Source organism: Chitinophaga sp. CF418, assembly GCF_900142925.1.
Taxonomy (GTDB): Bacteria; Bacteroidota; Bacteroidia; order Chitinophagales; family Chitinophagaceae; genus Chitinophaga.
Genome location: NZ_FRCN01000004.1, coordinates 339,080 through 356,700, shown reverse-complemented (window position 1 = coordinate 356,700; position 17,621 = coordinate 339,080). Strand labels below are relative to the sequence as shown.

15 protein-coding genes are annotated in these 17,621 nt (G+C 44.3%); 7 read left to right on the top strand and 8 right to left on the bottom strand.

Annotated elements, in window-relative coordinates; translation table 11 throughout:
- Positions 1-7 precede the first annotated feature (7 nt).
- Positions 8-1,447 (bottom strand): MBOAT family protein, encoded by a 1,440-nt coding sequence (locus F3I09_RS11685; protein ID WP_149695204.1) that lies wholly within the window; start codon positions 1,445-1,447, stop codon positions 8-10.
- 303 nt (positions 1,448-1,750) lie between these two features.
- Here F3I09_RS11685 and F3I09_RS11680 point away from each other — a divergent pair, with 303 nt between their 5' ends.
- Entirely contained in the window at positions 1,751-2,629 is an 879-nt protein-coding gene (locus F3I09_RS11680; RefSeq protein WP_149695203.1) for a hypothetical protein, read from the top strand.
- 60 nt (positions 2,630-2,689) lie between these two features.
- Here the strand turns inward: F3I09_RS11680 and F3I09_RS11675 are convergent, their stop codons facing one another.
- Positions 2,690-2,884, bottom strand: coding sequence for a hypothetical protein (locus F3I09_RS11675; protein WP_149695202.1), 195 nt, complete (start codon positions 2,882-2,884; stop codon positions 2,690-2,692).
- A 182-nt stretch (positions 2,885-3,066) separates the two neighbouring features.
- On the opposite strand from F3I09_RS11675, the gene map reads away from it, so the two are divergent.
- The gene (map, locus tag F3I09_RS11670; protein ID WP_149695201.1) at positions 3,067-3,831 is read left to right on the top strand and encodes a type I methionyl aminopeptidase; all 765 of its coding nucleotides are present in this window, start codon (positions 3,067-3,069) and stop codon (positions 3,829-3,831) included.
- Positions 3,832-3,979: 148 nt separating this feature from the next.
- Here the strand turns inward: map and F3I09_RS11665 are convergent, their stop codons facing one another.
- Together F3I09_RS11665 and F3I09_RS11660 are read right to left on the bottom strand one after the other, a co-directional pair.
- Positions 3,980-4,852, bottom strand: a complete 873-nt coding sequence (locus F3I09_RS11665; RefSeq protein ID WP_149695200.1) for an aldo/keto reductase — start codon at positions 4,850-4,852, stop codon at positions 3,980-3,982.
- Between the two features lie 19 nt (positions 4,853-4,871).
- Positions 4,872-5,246: an AraC family transcriptional regulator gene (locus tag F3I09_RS11660; RefSeq protein ID WP_223233217.1), complete on the bottom strand. Its 375-nt coding sequence runs from the start codon at positions 5,244-5,246 to the stop codon at positions 4,872-4,874.
- Positions 5,247-5,442: 196 nt separating this feature from the next.
- Here F3I09_RS11660 and F3I09_RS11655 point away from each other — a divergent pair, with 196 nt between their 5' ends.
- Together F3I09_RS11655 and F3I09_RS11650 are read left to right on the top strand one after the other, a co-directional pair.
- Complete coding sequence (locus F3I09_RS11655; protein WP_149695198.1) at positions 5,443-6,210, top strand: SDR family NAD(P)-dependent oxidoreductase; 768 nt, start codon at positions 5,443-5,445, stop codon at positions 6,208-6,210.
- A 123-nt stretch (positions 6,211-6,333) separates the two neighbouring features.
- The gene (locus F3I09_RS11650) at positions 6,334-6,912 is read left to right on the top strand and encodes a Crp/Fnr family transcriptional regulator (protein ID WP_149695197.1); all 579 of its coding nucleotides are present in this window, start codon (positions 6,334-6,336) and stop codon (positions 6,910-6,912) included.
- 164 nt (positions 6,913-7,076) lie between these two features.
- Here the strand turns inward: F3I09_RS11650 and F3I09_RS11645 are convergent, their stop codons facing one another.
- Both F3I09_RS11645 and F3I09_RS11640 read right to left on the bottom strand, forming a co-directional pair.
- Positions 7,077-8,492 (bottom strand): aldehyde dehydrogenase family protein, encoded by a 1,416-nt coding sequence (locus F3I09_RS11645; protein WP_149695196.1) that lies wholly within the window; start codon positions 8,490-8,492, stop codon positions 7,077-7,079.
- Positions 8,493-8,576: 84 nt separating this feature from the next.
- Positions 8,577-8,828, bottom strand: a complete 252-nt coding sequence (locus tag F3I09_RS11640; protein WP_149695195.1) for a hypothetical protein — start codon at positions 8,826-8,828, stop codon at positions 8,577-8,579.
- Between the two features lie 416 nt (positions 8,829-9,244).
- Here F3I09_RS11640 and F3I09_RS11635 point away from each other — a divergent pair, with 416 nt between their 5' ends.
- From F3I09_RS11635 to F3I09_RS11625, 3 genes are all read left to right on the top strand, one after another.
- Complete coding sequence (locus F3I09_RS11635; RefSeq protein ID WP_149695194.1) at positions 9,245-11,698, top strand: glycoside hydrolase family 2 TIM barrel-domain containing protein; 2,454 nt, start codon at positions 9,245-9,247, stop codon at positions 11,696-11,698.
- Positions 11,699-11,818: 120 nt separating this feature from the next.
- Entirely contained in the window at positions 11,819-13,705 is a 1,887-nt protein-coding gene (locus F3I09_RS11630) for an alpha-L-fucosidase (RefSeq protein ID WP_149695193.1), read from the top strand.
- A 24-nt stretch (positions 13,706-13,729) separates the two neighbouring features.
- On the top strand, positions 13,730-15,529 hold the full coding sequence (locus F3I09_RS11625) for a glycoside hydrolase family 36 protein (protein ID WP_149695192.1): 1,800 nt from the start codon (positions 13,730-13,732) through the stop codon (positions 15,527-15,529).
- Between the two features lie 82 nt (positions 15,530-15,611).
- Here F3I09_RS11625 and F3I09_RS11620 read toward each other — a convergent pair whose 3' ends face one another.
- Both F3I09_RS11620 and F3I09_RS11615 read right to left on the bottom strand, forming a co-directional pair.
- Positions 15,612-16,403, bottom strand: a complete 792-nt coding sequence (locus F3I09_RS11620) for a polysaccharide lyase family 7 protein (RefSeq protein WP_149695191.1) — start codon at positions 16,401-16,403, stop codon at positions 15,612-15,614.
- Positions 16,404-16,451: 48 nt separating this feature from the next.
- A complete protein-coding gene (locus tag F3I09_RS11615; protein ID WP_188133770.1) occupies positions 16,452-17,603 on the bottom strand; it encodes a T9SS type A sorting domain-containing protein in 1,152 nt (383 codons plus the stop codon).
- Positions 17,604-17,621 lie beyond the last annotated feature (18 nt).

Sequence of the window (17,621 nt, the reverse complement as noted above, 5' to 3'; positions counted from 1 at the left end):
TTTCTCATTAGAATTGAAAATAAATAAATGTTTGAGCTTGCCCCTGGTATATAAACATCAGAAGGATCAATCCGAAATAAAATGTCCATCGCAATGGCAAAGGCAATTTGCTAATATTACTTAGTGCAAAGTTGTTATGCCGCCCAATCCATTCAACGATGAAAAAGAAACCTGTCAGGATCAAAATAATATTTGCAGTACCTGAAATCTCAGGCCTCATAAACAGTGTTTTTGAGAAAATTCCCGATAAGTAGAATAGGGCCTCGCCCACATTAATGGACCGAAAGAAAATCCATGCAAGCACGGTTAACGCAAATGTTGTTAATATCTGTAAAAATTCCTTTGCGGACGGTAGCACCCTGTTTTCGGCGACTATACCGAGATTATTACGGTTTGTTCCCCGCAAAATAGATGGCATAATGTATAGCGCATTTAACCCTCCCCATATAATAAATGTCCAATTGGCACCATGCCAGAAACCGCTGACAAGAAAAATGATAAATGTATTTCTTACTTTCATCCATGTACCGCCCTTGCTGCCTCCTAAAGGAATATAGAGGTAATCCCTGAACCAGCTTGATAATGATATATGCCATCTTCTCCAGAATTCTGCTATATCTCTTGAAAAATAAGGATATGCAAAGTTCTTTAGCAGCTCAATACCAAAAAGCCGGGCGGTGCCTAATGCGATGTCTGAATAACCGGAGAAATCGCCATATATCTGGATTGCAAAAAAGATGGCGCCGAGCAATAATTCGCTACCAGTATGAGCTGATGGATGATCGAATATATTATTCGCGAGCATAGCGCAATTATCAGCAATCACCAGCTTTTTAAAAAGCCCCCATAAAATTTGCCTCATGCCGTCTATCGCCTGGGAGTAGTCAAACGTTCGCCGGCGTTGTATTTGGGGAAGGAGATGCGTTGCCCGTTCTATAGGGCCAGCTACCAAAAGAGGAAAGAAACTTACGAAAACACCATACTCAACAAAGTTCTTTTCTGCTTTTATTCTGTTCTTATAAATGTCAATTACATAAGATAAACCGTGGAAAGTGTAGAATGAAATACCAATGGGCAGGACTAGTTGAAGTGTCCAGGGGTTTATCTTAATGCCCAATAATGATAGCCCGTCAGCAAAAGATTCTATGAAAAAGTTATAGTATTTAAATATGCCAAGAAACCCCAGATTAATAACTATACTTAGCCATAGCCAAAATTTTCTTTGTGCGATATTTTCCGCAGCCTCAATTTTGCGACCAGTGTAAAAGTCCAGTAACGTTGAAAAAAGAAGCAGGAACATAAAATGCCAACTCCAACAAGCATAAAAGAAATAACTGGAAATTAATAATAGAAAATTCTGAGAAATTAATTTCTTATTGAAAACGAACCAATATAAAAAAAATATAATGGGAAGGAATATGGCAAAGGATAAAGAGTTGAATAGCATAAGTTATTTTTAATTCCCTCATTTGAAATGAGCGGGTCAAATATAAGCAGTTTCAAACATATTATTAGAAGGTTCCTTGTAATAAAATGCTGTTATTTAGACATGTAAACTAAAAATATAAATATGTCAATTGAATCGCATTTACTGAGCATATCGGACAGATAGGATCAGGTAACCAGCTTGGAACCAACATAAAATGGTATGGAAAAAGAATGCTGAACGTTATAAGCTCCTTTCCTGTCCTGGAAACGTATATTCGGTTAAAAGATCGTAGATTTAAGATTAGTTGAAACCACTATTATCTTGAAAGCTATTATAACATTATTGAAATCCCTGTTGCTAAGTGATTACCCTTCCGGCTCCTCCATTAACTATTATAATGGCCACCTGTACATCATAGGAGATGATGCTAATAAACTGCTGGTACTCGACAGTAATTACAATGAAGTAAGTGCTGTACCCTTTTTTGATTATGAAGAAAAACGGATACCCAAAGTAAAAAAGGCAGATCTGGAAACGGCAGTCATACTTGATATTGACGGTGGAAAAAGCTTGTTGGCTTTCGGGTCGGCTGCGACAAAAGAAAGAAAAACAGTTGTATTGTTGAGGCTGCGGGATAATAAAGTGCAGTATATCTCATATACTCCATTTGTAAATCGTCTTCAGCAGATTCCGGAAATCAACGTCGAAGGCGCTACCATTGTAGGTCCTCATTTAATTCTAGCTAACCGGGGGAATAAAAGTAATCCTGTCAACAACTTTATCACAACTACTCCCGATTTTTGGCAACGGCAGGAAGATGTGTCGATCAGCATTTCGAAACTCATTATTCCTTTCTCACTAGCTGGCTTTGCCGGCATTTCTGAGTTGTGCTACATTGAACAGGAAGATGTTTTGCTGGTGGTTCTTTCAAGCGAAGACACCGGCAATACTTTTGATGATGGTGTGATAGGGGATAGTTACATTGGATGGGTCAAGAATATAAGTCAGAAACTAAATGAGGGAGACATTTTGCTGGATGGCATTGTTAATCTGTCTGATGCAGATCCCGCATTTAAAGGTGAAAAGCTGGAAGGAGTCTGCTTGTCTGCAGTTACAGACAATGGCTGGTATCTGCATCTGGTAGCTGATAATGATCAGGGAGAAAGTAGACTATTCCATATTAAAATTTTACTGGGATAATTAGTTAGTGACAATTGGTTAGATATTCTTCCCATTCTGGCTACAGAATGGGAAAGGCTTTCAGGCAAACGCTTGAAAGTTTTTTTGTTTCGGTACATACAGGTCCATATCATCCTGTAACACAGAATCTCCTTCATAAATCCTGACAATCAGTTCATCAGGGGCATCTAACAACATGGCAAAGTCTGTGATAGTTAGTGAGGTTAGGAGGTCTTTTTCAATTGCTTCTCTGAGTGGCAGTGATGTATAACTCAAAATGGATAGTTTTAAACAGGAGCTAAAGTAGGCAAATATTGGGTTGGATAAAATTGCGAAGTCGGGGGGATATTTAATTAGCAATTACAATCATGAAAAGCGCATCTTTAAGGGCTTTTTTATAACTTTATTATAGGTAGAAACTACAAAGTTAACACGCTGAAAACTCAAAAAGGGAAAATATGTCAATAACAAAAGAGTCGGAATTATTAGGCATGCAAAAAGCAAGTGAAGCTGTTGCATACACCTTAAAGGAAATGGTTAATTATGCACAACCTGGGATGAGTACGAAAGAGCTTGATGAATTTGGAGCTAAGGTCCTGGACAGCTTTGGAGCAAAATCAGCGCCGTACCTGACATACGGATTTCCAGGTTGGACATGCATAAGTGTCGGTAATGAATTTTGCCACGGAATTCCAACGGACAGACGCATTTTAAAAGAAGGAGACCTAATAAATATTGACGTTTCTGCCGAGCTTGAAGGCTTTTGGGCCGATAATGGAGGTTCCTTTGTCCTTGGACAAGATATCAATCAACATCAAAAATTAGTCGACGCTTCAAAAGAGATTCTGCGTAAGACAATCAGTAATATAAAGGGAGGAGTGAAAATAGCAGATATTGGGCAGCTCATGGAAACAGAAGCTAAGAAACATGGCTACAAGGTTATTAAAAACCTTGGGGGACATGGCATCGGCCGGGGCCTTCACGAAGATCCTGACAGTTTATTGAATTATAAGAACCGTTTTGACCAGAGGAGATTCAAGAAGAATTCGGTCGTAGCAATAGAAACATTTATTTCAACATCATCTACATATGCAGTGGAGCTCAACGACGGATGGACGATGGTCGGCAACAAGGGAGGGTATATGGCACAACATGAGCATACGATCGTTATTACCGATGGACAGCCTATAATACTAACGGAAATGAATGGAATATTTAATTAAGCTTAGATGTTCCGTCAATTCAGGCTACGATAAATTAAAATGGTCTTTCTGAAGAAGAAAGACCATTTTAATTTATACCAGATTTCACTCAGGGCATTTTTTAGCAAATACAAGTACAATCTCTGTTGCGTTACTTTAATGCAGCGCATTAACCTAAAAATTCCAACTCCTCTTTTGATAACGAAATCTCAGCGGCCTTTATATTTTCTTCAAGATGCTGGATGGACGTAGTGCCGGGAATAGGCAGAATCCACGGAGAATGATGAAGCAGCCATGCGATGTTAAGCTGTGCTGTAGTGATGCCTTTGGCATCTGCAACCTGTTTAATTTTATCCTGTCCGGTTGGCAAAGACGTTTGAAGTGAAAAATAAGGAATAAAAGGAATCTGATGTTCCTCGCACAAAGACAGTACCTCTCCGCCTTGCATGCCGTATGGATTGTTTGGATCTGTAACGCGCTGTGTATAGCTATACATATTTTCTACACTGGCAATTTTACTCATTTTGATGGCGGCGTTAAACTGATCAATAGTTGCATTAGTAAGGCCTAAATGCAGAATTTTACCTTCTTGCTGCATCTCTAACATAATTGAGAGGGACTCTTCATAATCTGGACTGTTCGTAGCCTTCCCCAAATGCACTAAAGGTAGCTGCTCCATTTTCAGTTCTTTAAGGTTGTTTTCAACACTCATCCTTAATTCCTCTGGCTTACTGTATGGTTGCCAGCTTTTGTCTGCTCCCCGTTTTGCGCCGACCTTGGTAGCTATGATGAGGTCAGCAGGATAAGGATATAATGCGTCCGCAAGAAGCTTGTTGGTTACTCCCGGCCCGTAATAATCTGCAGTATCAAAAAAGTTGACGCCCAGCTGCACTGCCCTTCTCAACAGCGCTATGGCGTTGTTGCGATCCCGCGGTTCTCCCCAAATATCTTCACCAGTCAAACGCATGGTTCCATAACCTGGCGTACGGGCGGTTAACGGGGTTGCCGTGCCCGCTCCAATAACAAATACTTTGTTACTCATTCTCTCAGTTTAAATCGTTCTACGAAATAGATTTCCTGTATAATGATGGCGTTATACCCGTGAACCTCTTAAAGAACTTAGTAAAATTTGATTCGTCATAATCCAGCTTGTAAGCGATCGTCTTGATCGATAAAGCTGTATCAGCTAATAACTTTTTAGCTTCCAGTAAGATCCTCTGCTCGTAGAAGTAACAGGCATGATGACCGGTTTCCAGTTTGATCACTTTACTCAGATGAACGGGATGCAGGCAGATAATATCAGCAATATCTTTAAGCTCGTACATTTTATCTACCCGTCCGGCCATAAAGTCATTCAAATGGTTGTCTAATACCTGCTTGAACTGAGCTACAATCTCAGCTTTCCGGGAAGTGGAGAGATCAGGAAGTTTAGCCATCATTTTACGTTTTGTATTGCCAATGCAAATTATGAAAGTGTGTTTCCCTAAAATGGTGAAGGATCAAGTTTTTGCTGGTTGATTCTCTTACTTCATGCGGGCCTGTGACATTTATCACATAAACTTCTTATCAAATCTCCTTGTACCATGGGGCAAAGGTAGATCAACTTTGGACTGTAATAAATCAATTAACAAAATGAGACTAAAGGACAAAGTAGCCGTGATAACTGGCGGTAATAGCGGCATAGGTTTTGGCATTGCTGAGGCTTTTAAAAATGAAGGTGCAACGGGGACCATCACTGGCAGGAATCAGAACACAATCGACACTTCAGTTCAGCGGTTAGGCAAGAATTTCGTCGGATTAAAAGGCGACGTGACCAATATGGACGACCTCGAAAATATTTTCAGGACAACATTCGAAAAATTTGGCAGGATTGATACCGTCGTGGTTAATGCCGGAGGGGTTGTTGAAGGCTCTCAAATGGGAACTGTGACCGAGACTGGAGAAGAAAGCTATGACCTGTATATGGACCTGAACTTGAAAAGCGTCTATTTTACAGTGCAAAAAGCACTTCCATATATGAATGATGGAGGGTCAATTGTACTTATCGGTTCCATTGCCGGACATCGCGTAGCTCCGGGAATGGCGGTATACGGTGCCGCTAAGGCTGCTGTAATATCGCTCGCCAAGGGGCTTTCCCTGGATTTGTTGTCCAGAAAGATCAGGGTGAATGTAATTTCGCCCGGGACGATAGATACACCGGTATTTGACAGATTTGTACCCGAAGAGCAGGTTGACCATGTGAAACAACTTTGGGTGAATATTATCCCGACCGGAAGAATTGGTCAGCCGTCTGATATTGGACATGCCGCCGTATTCCTGGCGTCTGACGAATCATCGTTCATTCTGGGGACTGAGATCCTTGTGGACGGAGGTACAACAAATATCAGTCTGATGAAATAGCCGGATACAAGCGGATAAAAGCATGCCCGTAGTGCCCCTACGGGCTTTTTTTACAATTACATGTCTCCCTGAGGATACCCCTGTTAGCGGATTTTGTATAGCTTTGTCAAAAGCTGTGAAATTATGTTTGAGTCATTGGCCGTTTATTTGAAAGAAGGGGCGGGGCTAAGTGATGAAGAACTGGACCTTGTGAGGCAAGTCACAATAGAAAGAAAACTGCGTAAGCGTCAATACCTTCTCCAGGAAGGATATGCCTCTATTTACAATTGTTTTGTTGCCAAAGGATGCCTGCGGCTGTACCGTATTGGTAAGGATGGTGCAGAGCATATCTTAAAATTCGCGATTGAAAATTGGTGGATCAGTGATTGCGAAAGCTTTAGTACAGGTCATCCTGCGCAGGGAACTATCGATGCCCTGGAGGACAGCGAAGTATTGCTTATCAAAAAAGAGGATTTTGAAGCGTTAACAAGAAGAATTCCCAAGTTTCAGCGGTTTAAAGAAAGACTGGATGCCAGAAATTATGACGCTACTCAGCGGCGAATACTAAGTAACATCAGCGAAACTGCTGAAGAGCGATATTTAAATTTTATTAAATCTTACCCTCAATTTTACAGCCGGGTACCGTTGCACATGGTGGCTTCATTCCTTGGGGTTACAAGGGAAACGCTTAGCCGCGTTAGGCAACAGTACTTAAAATCTTAATGCGGCAATTGGCATGCCTTTATTCCCTACGGAAACAAAGGCTTCAGAATACTATCCTGAAGCCTTTATTTTATAACGTTTGTGAATTAGCATATAATCATCTTCCAGCAGGAGCTTCCTGTCTCTCACCATACCGCTTCCATACCGCCGGCGATCTGTATAACTTAAGCAATTAACACCTTCACTTCCAGAAATGCCTCCAATCCGAATGTCCCGTTTTCCCGCCCGATGCCTGAATGTTTGAATCCGCCGAATGGGGCTAATGGATCATGTTTCAGCGTATTGATCAATACTCTGCCTGCTTTAAGCTTAGATGCCAGCTTTTCCGCACGACTTACATCTTTTGAACTGATATACGCCATTAACCCATAATCCGTATCATTGGCAATGGCAATCGCTTCTTCCTCATCATGGTAAGGAATGACACTTAGTACCGGACCAAAGATCTCTTCTCTCGCAATACGCATCCTATTGTTGACGCCCATGAAGATAGTAGGCTTCACATAGTAACCATCGTCAAGTCCTTCTGGACGGCCTGGTCCTCCCCATATTACTTCAGCGCCTTCGGCAATACCGATGTTGATATATTGTTGTATACGGTCATACTGCTTCTGGCTGGCAACTGGTCCAATATTAACGTCATCATTATAAGGTCTGCCTACTTTAAAGCGCCCGGCAGCCTTTATTAATGCTTCCCTTACTTCCCCCATTTTTGCTTCGGGTACCAGTAAACGCGAACCTGCAATACAAGCTTGCCCATTGTTCATAAAAGAAGCCTGCAGTGCCATGGGAATTGCAGTGGAGATATCCGCATCATCTAAAATAATGTTGGCTGATTTGCCACTTAGTTCCAGCGTTAGTCTTTTCATGGTTGCTACTGATTGTTGGGCGATCATTTTCCCTACCTGCGTAGAACCGGTAAAAGCGATCTTCGTAACCATTTGACTTTCCATCAGTGCTTTACTGATAACGTCTCCCCGTCCATTGACCATATTTACCACGCCTGCAGGCAAACCTGCAGCATCGATACATTCCATGATGATCTGAGACTGCCAGGGGCTGAATTCACTCGGTTTGATAATTACAGTACAACCAGCAGCCAGTGCAGGTGCAAGCTTCACCGCTATTGACCCGGAACTGGAATTCCAGGGTGTAAATAGTGCAGTGACACCAACCGGCTCCATTACAATTCTCGATTCATTGACCTTTTTTTCAAATGGATATTGCTCAAGGATCAATATATGACTTGAGAAAGTAGTTGCCGCAAGCATGTTTGACCACTTTGCCCGTTCTTTAGTTGCGCCATATTCTATAATAGTAGCTTCAATAAGATCATCCATTCTCTTCATGATCTCGTCATGGATCTTTTGGAGATAAGTGGTCCGTTCTTTTATCGTGCTTTGGGAGTAGTGCTTTAGCGCCTCACTGGCGGCGGCAATAGCATCATTTGTATCGCTTTCGTTCGCATAGGTGAGCTGCGCTATGGCTGAACCGTCCACTGGACTGATGATATCTGCCTTCTCTGTTCCCTTCGGAGTAGCAAACTTCCCGTTAATGTAAATTCGATCTATGTATTTCATTGTTCTTTTTTAGCAAAATTACAGTGGTGTTAGACACTGGCGTTTGCTATAAAGTCCAATTTACTTTGTTGTGGAGTTCAGCGCCTATCGAGCATACAACTTTGCGCCTGCTACTTCATTGGCATACTGAAGCAGGGCATTGCCTTCTCCACAACATAGGTCTAGCCATTTGGCATATCCTTGTTCTTCCAGACGTTTATCTATATATATTCCGGGATTAAAATTCAGCTCTTTTTCATAGCTATTGACCCCGCTTGCTGTTCGCTTCCGGTTCATCCGGTTATTAGCAACAACAGGCGACCAGATTAATTCGTTTTCTCTTAATAGTTCCATCATTATTAAATATAAAATATTTGAAACGTTTCTTTAGAGGATTTCCGGACCGTGCCGCTTTAAGGTTACTATACCTGGGATATACTTACTGAAGTTAACATGTCTTTGTTTGAACTAATCTTTGTGATTGAGAAAATAATATCAGGATGGGTTATTATTCTATACCCCTTCTCACCAATAGCTCCCACTCAGCCTTCTCTTCAGCTAAATTTCCCTCAAGAATTTCCTTTTATGCAAACGATTGCATAACTTACAACAAGATTCCAGGTTTATGAAAAAGAAGGAGTAGACACCCACTATCATCCATCCCTCTTTTTCTCAATAAATAACGCCGTCAAAACTGTATCGTTGCCATCAATGGTAACGCATGGTAGGGCTTTGCCTGTAATACGAGTATTACAACACATAATTCAATAATAATGATCCGTCACCTGCTCTTCACAGGACTTATCTTTTGTCTATTGCCATTCATGGCGCAGGCACAGCAAAGCCAGCGCCTTACACAGAACTGGGAATTCTTAAAGGAAGATTTAGGCAGCGTATGGGAAGCCGTACGCCCGGCTGCAGAAGGTAGCCCGGAATCAGTTCCCTTGTGGGATAAAGTTACTTTACCTCATTGCTTTAACGCAAAAGATGCCGTAGATCCGGATATAAACTATTATCAGGGTCCAGGCTGGTATAGAACAGCATTGGATATTAAGAATCCTTATGCACAAGGCCGCACCCTCTTACACTTCGAAGGCGCCGGACAAAAAACGGACGTCTATATTTATACTACTCTCGTCGCTCATCACACAGGAGGCTATGATGAATGGACGGTAGACGTCACAGACGCCATACAACGGTTCCTGCAAAGTACCGACGCTAAACGGTACAACGGTAGAGTGCCACTGGAGATCCGTTGCAGCAACGCCCGGGATGTAGAAATGATCCCTTCTTCCATGTCTGACTTTAATGTGTATGGAGGCCTATACCGGTACATAAATCTGGTATATACGCCCGCTTTATCCTTTGAACAATTACACATCAATCCGCAGGTAGATGCACAAGGTAAAACAGGTGTGGTGCAATTGCGTACAGTATTCCGTAATCCGCAGCATACAGCGCAGGCTACGCTGGATATTGACATTCTTGATCCTCAGAAAAAAGTAGTACAACACTACATGCAGCAGGTCGCGTTAAAAGATAGCATACTGGTTATACCTTCAATTACTATTAAGAGACCCTTATTATGGTCACCTGCCCAGCCGCAGTTATATACCGTGCAGGCCCATCTCAAAAGCAGCGCTGGTGAAGCTGTCTGGAGTGGCCATTTTGGCTTCCGGCACTTTGAATTTGTAACGCACGGACCTTTTATGCTCAACGGGCAACGCCTGTTGTTACAAGGTACGCACCGGCATGAAGATGGCGCTGGCGTGGCAGCAGCACTTACTGAAGATATGATACGCCGGGAAATGAAAATGATAAAGGATATGGGTGCCAATTTCATACGACTGGGGCATTATCAGCAGTCACCCCTGGTACTGGAGTTATGTGATAGCCTGGGTATACTCGTGTGGGAAGAAATTCCCTGGTGTCGTGGTGGATTGGGTGGTGACGTATACAAAGAGCAGGCACGCCGTATGCTGACCAACATGATCACGCAGCATGGTAATCATCCCGCCGTGATCTTATGGGGATTGGGAAATGAGAACGACTGGCCTGGCGATTTCCCGGAGTTTGACAAACAGAAGATCCGCGCTTTCATGAGTGAATTAAATGCGCTGGCGCATCTACTGGATAGCTCCCGTAAAACAACCATCCGCCGCTGCGATTTCTGTAAGGATATTGTAGACGTATATTCTCCTTCCATCTGGGCAGGCTGGTACCGCGGCCGTTATACAGAGTACAAGAATGAAACATTAAAAGCCATTGCCGACGTGCCGCACTTCTTTCATGCGGAATGGGGCGCTGACAGTCATCAGGGTCGGCATGCAGAATACCCTGAAGCAGCCCTGAAAAAAGTAACCACCGGCAAAGGCACAGATGAACGCACCGGCGATTTTGCCCTTACAGGCGGTAGCGCACGGGCATCCAAAGATGGAGACTGGTCAGAGACCTATGCATGTAACCTTATTGACTGGCACCTGAAAGAACAGGAAACAATACCACAACTCACCGGAAGCGCTTACTGGATCTTTAAGGATTTCTCTACACCCTTACGCCCTGAGAATCCCGTTCCATACGTAAATCAGAAAGGCATAGTAGCCCGTGATCTTACTCCCAAGGAGGCTTACTACGTATTTCAATCCTATTGGACCACCCAGCCCATGGCTCATATTTACGGACACAACTGGCCATTGCGCTGGGGGAAAGATGGAGAAGAAAAAATGATATGGGTATACTCCAACTGCCCGGAAGCAGAACTGTTTGTAAACGGAAAAAGTTATGGCGTTAAAAAGCGTAACAGCCAGGACTTTCCGGCGGGGGGCCTTCGCTGGCAACTGCCTTTGCACAAAGGGAACTATCAGGTGAAAGTAATAGCCCGTAAGGGAAAGGAAACTGTGACAGACGAAGTGGCCTTTACCTACCAGACAGACCAATGGACTAAACCCGCCCAACTGTTGTTGGAGAAAACCATTACCGGCGACACTGCCATAATAAAGGTAAAACTACTGGACGCACAAGGCGTTCCCTGCCTGGATGCAGCTGACTATATCAATTTTTCTATTGCAGGTAGCGGTACCCTGATTGATGATCAGGGTACCGCTGGTGGATCACGTAGAGTGCAACTGGCCAATGGACAGGCGCAGATCAGCGTGCAACTGAATAAAAGAAAGAGTATGGTAGGAGCCACCGTAAAAGGGATACCGGATGCGTTTATTAATTTATAACACTGCCGGAAACCTAAATAGCGTAGCCGTACTGAATGGAGATAATGAGACCGGAAATAACCACAAAAGATAATCATATTAAATACCTATAAACGTGTAACACACATAAAATATAGTACTATGAGGAACATATTTTTAAGTGTAGTCATTATCATTATGTCATTCAGGCTACAGGCGCAAACGCAGGCGGGCGCCGCTGATAAAGGTGACGAACAGGGCCTTCTGTTGCAGAAAGGTGCCGAACGGGATCAGGCAGCTATTGATGAAGCTGTGAACGGCTGGTGGAAACACAGTATGGAAAATCATGATGCCCGCATTGCCTGGTGGCGGGAAGCTAAGTTTGGCTGTTTTATTCACTGGGGCGTATATTCAGTTGCAGGCGGAGAATGGGACGGTAAAAAAGTGGATGGTTATGCAGAACACCTCATGCGTAAGGAAAGAATACCCAGGGCCGTGTATAGGGAGAAGCTGTTGAAGACATTCAACCCCGAACAGTTTGATGCTGATGCCTGGGTAAGAATGATAAAAGCCGCCGGCATGCGTTACCTGATTATTACATCCAAACATCATGACGGAGTGGCCATGTATCCCTCCGCGATAGGGGATATGAATATCAGCGCTTCCCCTTTTAAACGTGATCCTATGCAGGAACTGTCTGCCGCCTGTAAGAAGTATGGCATCCGCTTCGGATTTTATTATTCCCATGCTTTTGACTGGGAGCATCCGGATGCACCAGGCAATGACTGGGATTACGATAACCCTGCCGGAGACAAGCGTTTGTATGGCGGGCTTAATTGGTTTGATGTTCATCCTGAAAGATTGCCCAAAGCTGTGAAGTATGTGAACGAAAAGGCGATACCCCAGATAGTGGAACTGATCCACAAATACCACCCGGATATACTATGGTTTGATACCCCCAGTAAACTACCTTTGAGTGAGAATATCCGCATCCTGAAAGCGATCCGTGAAGTAGATAACAATGTTGTGGTAAATGGTCGCCTGGCGCGTTCTACCCGTATCTCTTTCGGTGACTATATAAACACTTCTGATCGTCCTGCAGAATTTTATCCCGTTACCGGCGACTGGGAGGCCATTCCTACTACGAATGAATCCTACGGTTATTCAAAGTTTGATGACAGCCATAAACCTGCTGCTTTCTTTATAAGATTGCAGGCTAAAGCTGCTGCCAGAGGAGGTAACCTGCTGATGAATATTGGCCCTATGGGCAATGGTTTGGTAGATCCACGGGATACAGTTATACTGCACAGCATTGGCACATGGATGCAAAAGAACGGAGAAAGCATTTACGGGACAAGCGCTTCACCGCTGCCGTTGCAGCCCTGGGGAGAAAGTACGTTGAAAGGCAATCGACTGTACCTGCATGTATTTGACTGGCCGGAAAAGGCGCCCTTATATGTGGGCGGTCTAAAAAGTAATGTTCGCAAAGCCTGGTTACTGGCAGACCCGCAACAAAAAGGCCTGACTGTAAAAAGGGTGAACAACGAAGATATCACGATTACCCTGCCGGCTAAGGCGACGGATGCTGCAAACAGTGTAATAGTACTGGACATGCAGGAAGTGAAGACCGATAGTATCCGTGTACTGGATTCCCGCTCTATTACCAATGTGCTGCGGGCCTTCGATGGTACGCTGCATGGAAGTGGTTTCCTGTATGGTGATGGTAAAGCCCCGAAATATTATGTATATAACTGGACAAAGCCCGAACAGTATGTCAGTTGGACATTCCGGCTGACGGCTCCTGCGCAGTTTCACGCGAATATCAAATACGCAGCAGATTCCACCACCAACGAAAATAAATTCATAGTAGCCGTAAACGGGAAAACCCTCAATGGGAAAACGCAGGCGGTGCCTTCAAATGAAAAGATCATCACCCAGCCTTTAGGCGATCTGTCTTTGCCTGCTGGCGTACATACCTTAAGTATACGTCCGGAGGCAATTACGGGTAAGGAATTGATGAAATTATTTGAGATCACTTTGGCGCCTTAATAGCTCATAGAAAATTTCATACAGATGATATTTAGGAAATTTTTTCTAGCCTTTTTATTAGCAGGACTGCTGCCAGCAGCAGGCTTGTATGCAGGTCCGGCAGACCAATTCCAGCAGGCCTTAAAGAACAGTAAAGGCATCGTTATAATGGGCAATGGAGAGACTGCCCCAGCTACTGTGCAACTCTCCCGTACCTGGGAAGGCGACTTTTGTACCTCGCGGATTGTAAACACTGGCAATACACCGGTACACCTCCGTGAGGTAATACTGGCGCAGGCAGGCAGAATATTGCCCTCCAATACACCCTTCTATGCAGAAGGATTCCAGATGCTGACACAGACAAGCGGTACCCTTGACAAACCGCAGGTGCTGGGTAATTATACTGATGAGGGACATTACAGGATCCCTCAGCCTGCTGGCTACCTGGCGGTATACAACCTGTTACGGCTATACCCGGTAGGAGAACCAGAGCTATTGGCAGGCTTTACCAGCTGCAGGCGCTTTGTAGGTAAGTTCTATCTCAACGCAGACACTGTTAAAGTGGTAATGGACCTGGAGAACCTGACCCTGGCTCCCGGGGCTTCATTTCAACTGGAAGAATGGGCCTTGCTGAAGGGGAGGGAAGGGAATGCCTTGCTGGAGAAATTTGCGGATCGTATCAATCACCACCATCCTCGCCTGGCCTTTAAAGAGCCTCCTACCGGTTGGTGCAGCTGGTATTGCTTTGGTCCGCGGGTGACTGCACAGAATATCTATGATAACCTGGATTACATCAAAGCTAACATACCCGCCCTGCGATATATACAGATAGATGACGGTTACCAACCGCATATGGGTGATTGGCTCTCAACCGGTCAATCATTTGGCGGTAATATACAACCGGTGTTGAGCAGCATACGGAGCAAAGGTTTCGAGCCTGCCATCTGGGTGGCTCCTTTTATTTGTGATAGCAACTCAATAGTATATAAAGAGCATCCTGACTGGCTGGTGAAAGACGCAAGCGGTAAGCCACTGCGTAGTGACCTGGTGACATTTGGCGGCTGGCGGTTGAAGCCCTGGTATGTACTGGATGGTACCAATCCTGCCGTGCAAAAGCACCTGGAAGAGCTGTTCCGCACCATGCGTAATCAATGGGGATGCACCTACTTTAAACTGGATGCCAATTTCTGGGGCGCTATACACGGAGGCCATTTCTATGATAAACAGGCTACCCGTGTAGAGGCTTATCGTCGCGGTATGGAAGCGATACTGAAGGGAACCGGAGACGCCTTTATCCTGGGATGTAATCATCCGCTATGGCCCTCATTGGGCTTAATACACGGTTCTCGCAGCTCGATGGATATCAAACGTCAGTGGTCTGTTTTTGAGCGATCTGGAAGGGAGAATTTGTACCGTGCCTGGCAGAATGGGCGTCTATGGTGGAATGACCCGGACTGCCTGCTGCTAACAGGTAAAATGCCGGATAATGAGTACCGTTTTCATGCGGCATTGATATACGGTACCGGTGGTATGTTGCTGAGTGGAGATGATCTGACCACTATATCACCCGAACGATTAAATATATTACGGAAAACGGTGCCACCTGCCGCACGTGCTGCTGCTTTTGAAAACACGAAGTTTGAAATAGGCAGGTTGTCTACGCCCAAAGGTAAAAGCCTGGTGTTGCTGAACTGGGATAGTACTGCCAAAACTATCACCGTTAAGCTGGACCGCCCCTGCGAAATCATAGATCATTGGAGCGGCAGAAGTCTGGGAAAATTCTCAGATAGATACACGGTGAACCTCCATGCACATGATGGAAGCGTAGTAGAAATAAAAGAATAGTACAGCGGATAATAAGACAGTTAAAAGGCTTTCAGGCATTTGTCTGAAAGCCTTTTGATTGAATTGAAGCTTTGTAACGAAATCAGTTGGGCGCAGTACCATCTCTGTACACTTTCACACCTCTCCATTTTACAGTGGCGGTGCCGGTCCTTAGTGTGCCGTAGTTGCCATACTTCATATAGTTGGTGACCGCTTCATTATCTGCGATATCTGCTTTCTTAACCCCATTGATATAGATTTTGATCCTGTTGCCCTTGTCTTCCTGTAAGTGAATTACGTTTATATGCACTTCTTTCCCATAAACGTTTGTAGCCAATGTCTGGCCAGCTCCTCTGATGGAACCTCCATCGGCGGCATATCCACGGATCATTAACTGGGTAGCACCGTCAGTACTGCCGAAGATCTGCATCAGTGATTCATCGTCCAGCGGGGCATTGAAAGTAACGTAACCCTCAAATTGGCGGCTGCCTGTCGAATACTCGTTCTGCAACCGTATTTCTGAGCGGTTTGACTTATTATTTACAATGCGGAAGGTCTCTGTGCCATTATCGTACTGGTAGTCCGCGCAGATAGGGTCTCCGACCGACTTATATGATGTCCAGTTAAAGATCTGTAATCCGTCCTCATTGTCCAGGTGGATTTTTTTGGTAGGAGAATATGCAACCCATCCGCTGCCTACTGCGGAAGCGATCGTTACATCTCCATTGATGCTTGCAGTTTTTTGTGTTTCAGATAAAGAGGAATAATGCTCATCAGGTGCCTGCGCCTCTTTTTTACAACTGCAGGTAAGAAAAATGATGACAGAAAGGATCAGCAGTGGTTTTTGCTGCCATAGCAGATGCATGGCATTACTGCCTATTGCCGGAATTTTCATGGCTGTTGGTTTGACCAGTTAATAATGAGGTGGAAATAAAATGTAGCGTTACTGTTTGGAGATCATCTTCGTAATAACTGTTCCATTATGCAGTATGCGCAGCACATAAGTACCTGCCGGAACGGACTTCATATCAAATAAAGTGCGATGGGCGCCGGCTTGCAGGTTTGTATTTATCAGTACGGCTACTCTCCTTTGCTGCATGTCATATACTTCGACAAGCGTCTTGCCAGCGTCTTTGAAGTTGAGATCAATAGTGCTGCTGTTTTCTGCCGGATTAGGAAATACTTTTACCGCTATTGCAGCAGGTTCTTTTGAAGGCTCATTTTTCTTTGAAAGAACCTCTAAATCCTCAGGCGGCGCTGCAAGAGTAGCGCTACAGGTTGCGTTGCCTTCTGCAATGCAGAAATCTGCGAAACGTACCTGCTCATCACGCAATTCTGATATACTGTTCAGGCTACGGTAGATGCCCCATTTAGGACGGCAGAATGTTGTTCCGTCCCGCCACATGTTAATATTACTGTTGCTGTAGGAAAGCAGTGTAACGCCATCACTAACTCTTTTGATCACTATCTCGTAAGTGCCGCTGGTGCTGTACTTTACCTTCTCGACCACATCCACCCATACGCCTTTGAATGAGGATAGGTTGACACTGTGAACTTCACCGCCAGTACCGCCACTGCCAGTGCTGTGGATGATCTGCAGTTTCTGTGGATTGCCTGCCCGCGGTGTAATGGTAATGAGCGGAGCGCCGTCATCGCCATCACCCGCCTTGATCTGGTGAATATGGCAGAAGTTGGCTGTAGGAATAAAACCTGCATCTAATTTGAATTTCCAACGATAAGTAACCGTTTCATTCAATGAGCCCTTCAGGTTGGCAGGGGAGGAGCTCTGTGTTTTGATTTCATTCCTTTGCCGGTCTGTACTGCCATTGCAGCGATCATTATCCGGTGTTACGTGAATGTGGAATACAAAAACATTCTTGTTAAGCTGGCTGTCAAATACCTCAGTAATATGCCTGCCAAACGAAGAGTGGCCGCAGTCGGGCACTTCTCCGGCTGTGCCACTGCCTAAAACGCTTTGAATAAGCTCATAAGTGTCGCCCGGACCATTTGCCTGTAATGTAACCTGGGCATGCAAACAGGTGAACATAGAAAATAAAAACAGCATAATGCTGCCGCATCGTAAGGATGTTTTCATAACGGAAATTTTGAGGTG

Coding starts and splice junctions, on each gene's coding strand:
- F3I09_RS11685 (WP_149695204.1), bottom strand. CDS start 1,447: ATGCTATTCAACTCTTTATCCTTTGCCATATTCCTTCCCATTATATTT.
- map (WP_149695201.1), top strand. CDS start 3,067: ATGTCAATAACAAAAGAGTCGGAATTATTAGGCATGCAAAAAGCAAGT.
- F3I09_RS11665 (WP_149695200.1), bottom strand. CDS start 4,852: ATGAGTAACAAAGTATTTGTTATTGGAGCGGGCACGGCAACCCCGTTA.
- F3I09_RS11660 (WP_223233217.1), bottom strand. CDS start 5,246: ATGGCTAAACTTCCTGATCTCTCCACTTCCCGGAAAGCTGAGATTGTA.
- F3I09_RS11655 (WP_149695198.1), top strand. CDS start 5,443: ATGAGACTAAAGGACAAAGTAGCCGTGATAACTGGCGGTAATAGCGGC.
- F3I09_RS11650 (WP_149695197.1), top strand. CDS start 6,334: ATGTTTGAGTCATTGGCCGTTTATTTGAAAGAAGGGGCGGGGCTAAGT.
- F3I09_RS11645 (WP_149695196.1), bottom strand. CDS start 8,492: ATGAAATACATAGATCGAATTTACATTAACGGGAAGTTTGCTACTCCG.
- F3I09_RS11640 (WP_149695195.1), bottom strand. CDS start 8,828: ATGATGGAACTATTAAGAGAAAACGAATTAATCTGGTCGCCTGTTGTT.
- F3I09_RS11635 (WP_149695194.1), top strand. CDS start 9,245: ATGATCCGTCACCTGCTCTTCACAGGACTTATCTTTTGTCTATTGCCA.
- F3I09_RS11630 (WP_149695193.1), top strand. CDS start 11,819: ATGAGGAACATATTTTTAAGTGTAGTCATTATCATTATGTCATTCAGG.
- F3I09_RS11625 (WP_149695192.1), top strand. CDS start 13,730: ATGATATTTAGGAAATTTTTTCTAGCCTTTTTATTAGCAGGACTGCTG.
- F3I09_RS11620 (WP_149695191.1), bottom strand. CDS start 16,403: ATGAAAATTCCGGCAATAGGCAGTAATGCCATGCATCTGCTATGGCAG.
- F3I09_RS11615 (WP_188133770.1), bottom strand. CDS start 17,603: ATGAAAACATCCTTACGATGCGGCAGCATTATGCTGTTTTTATTTTCT.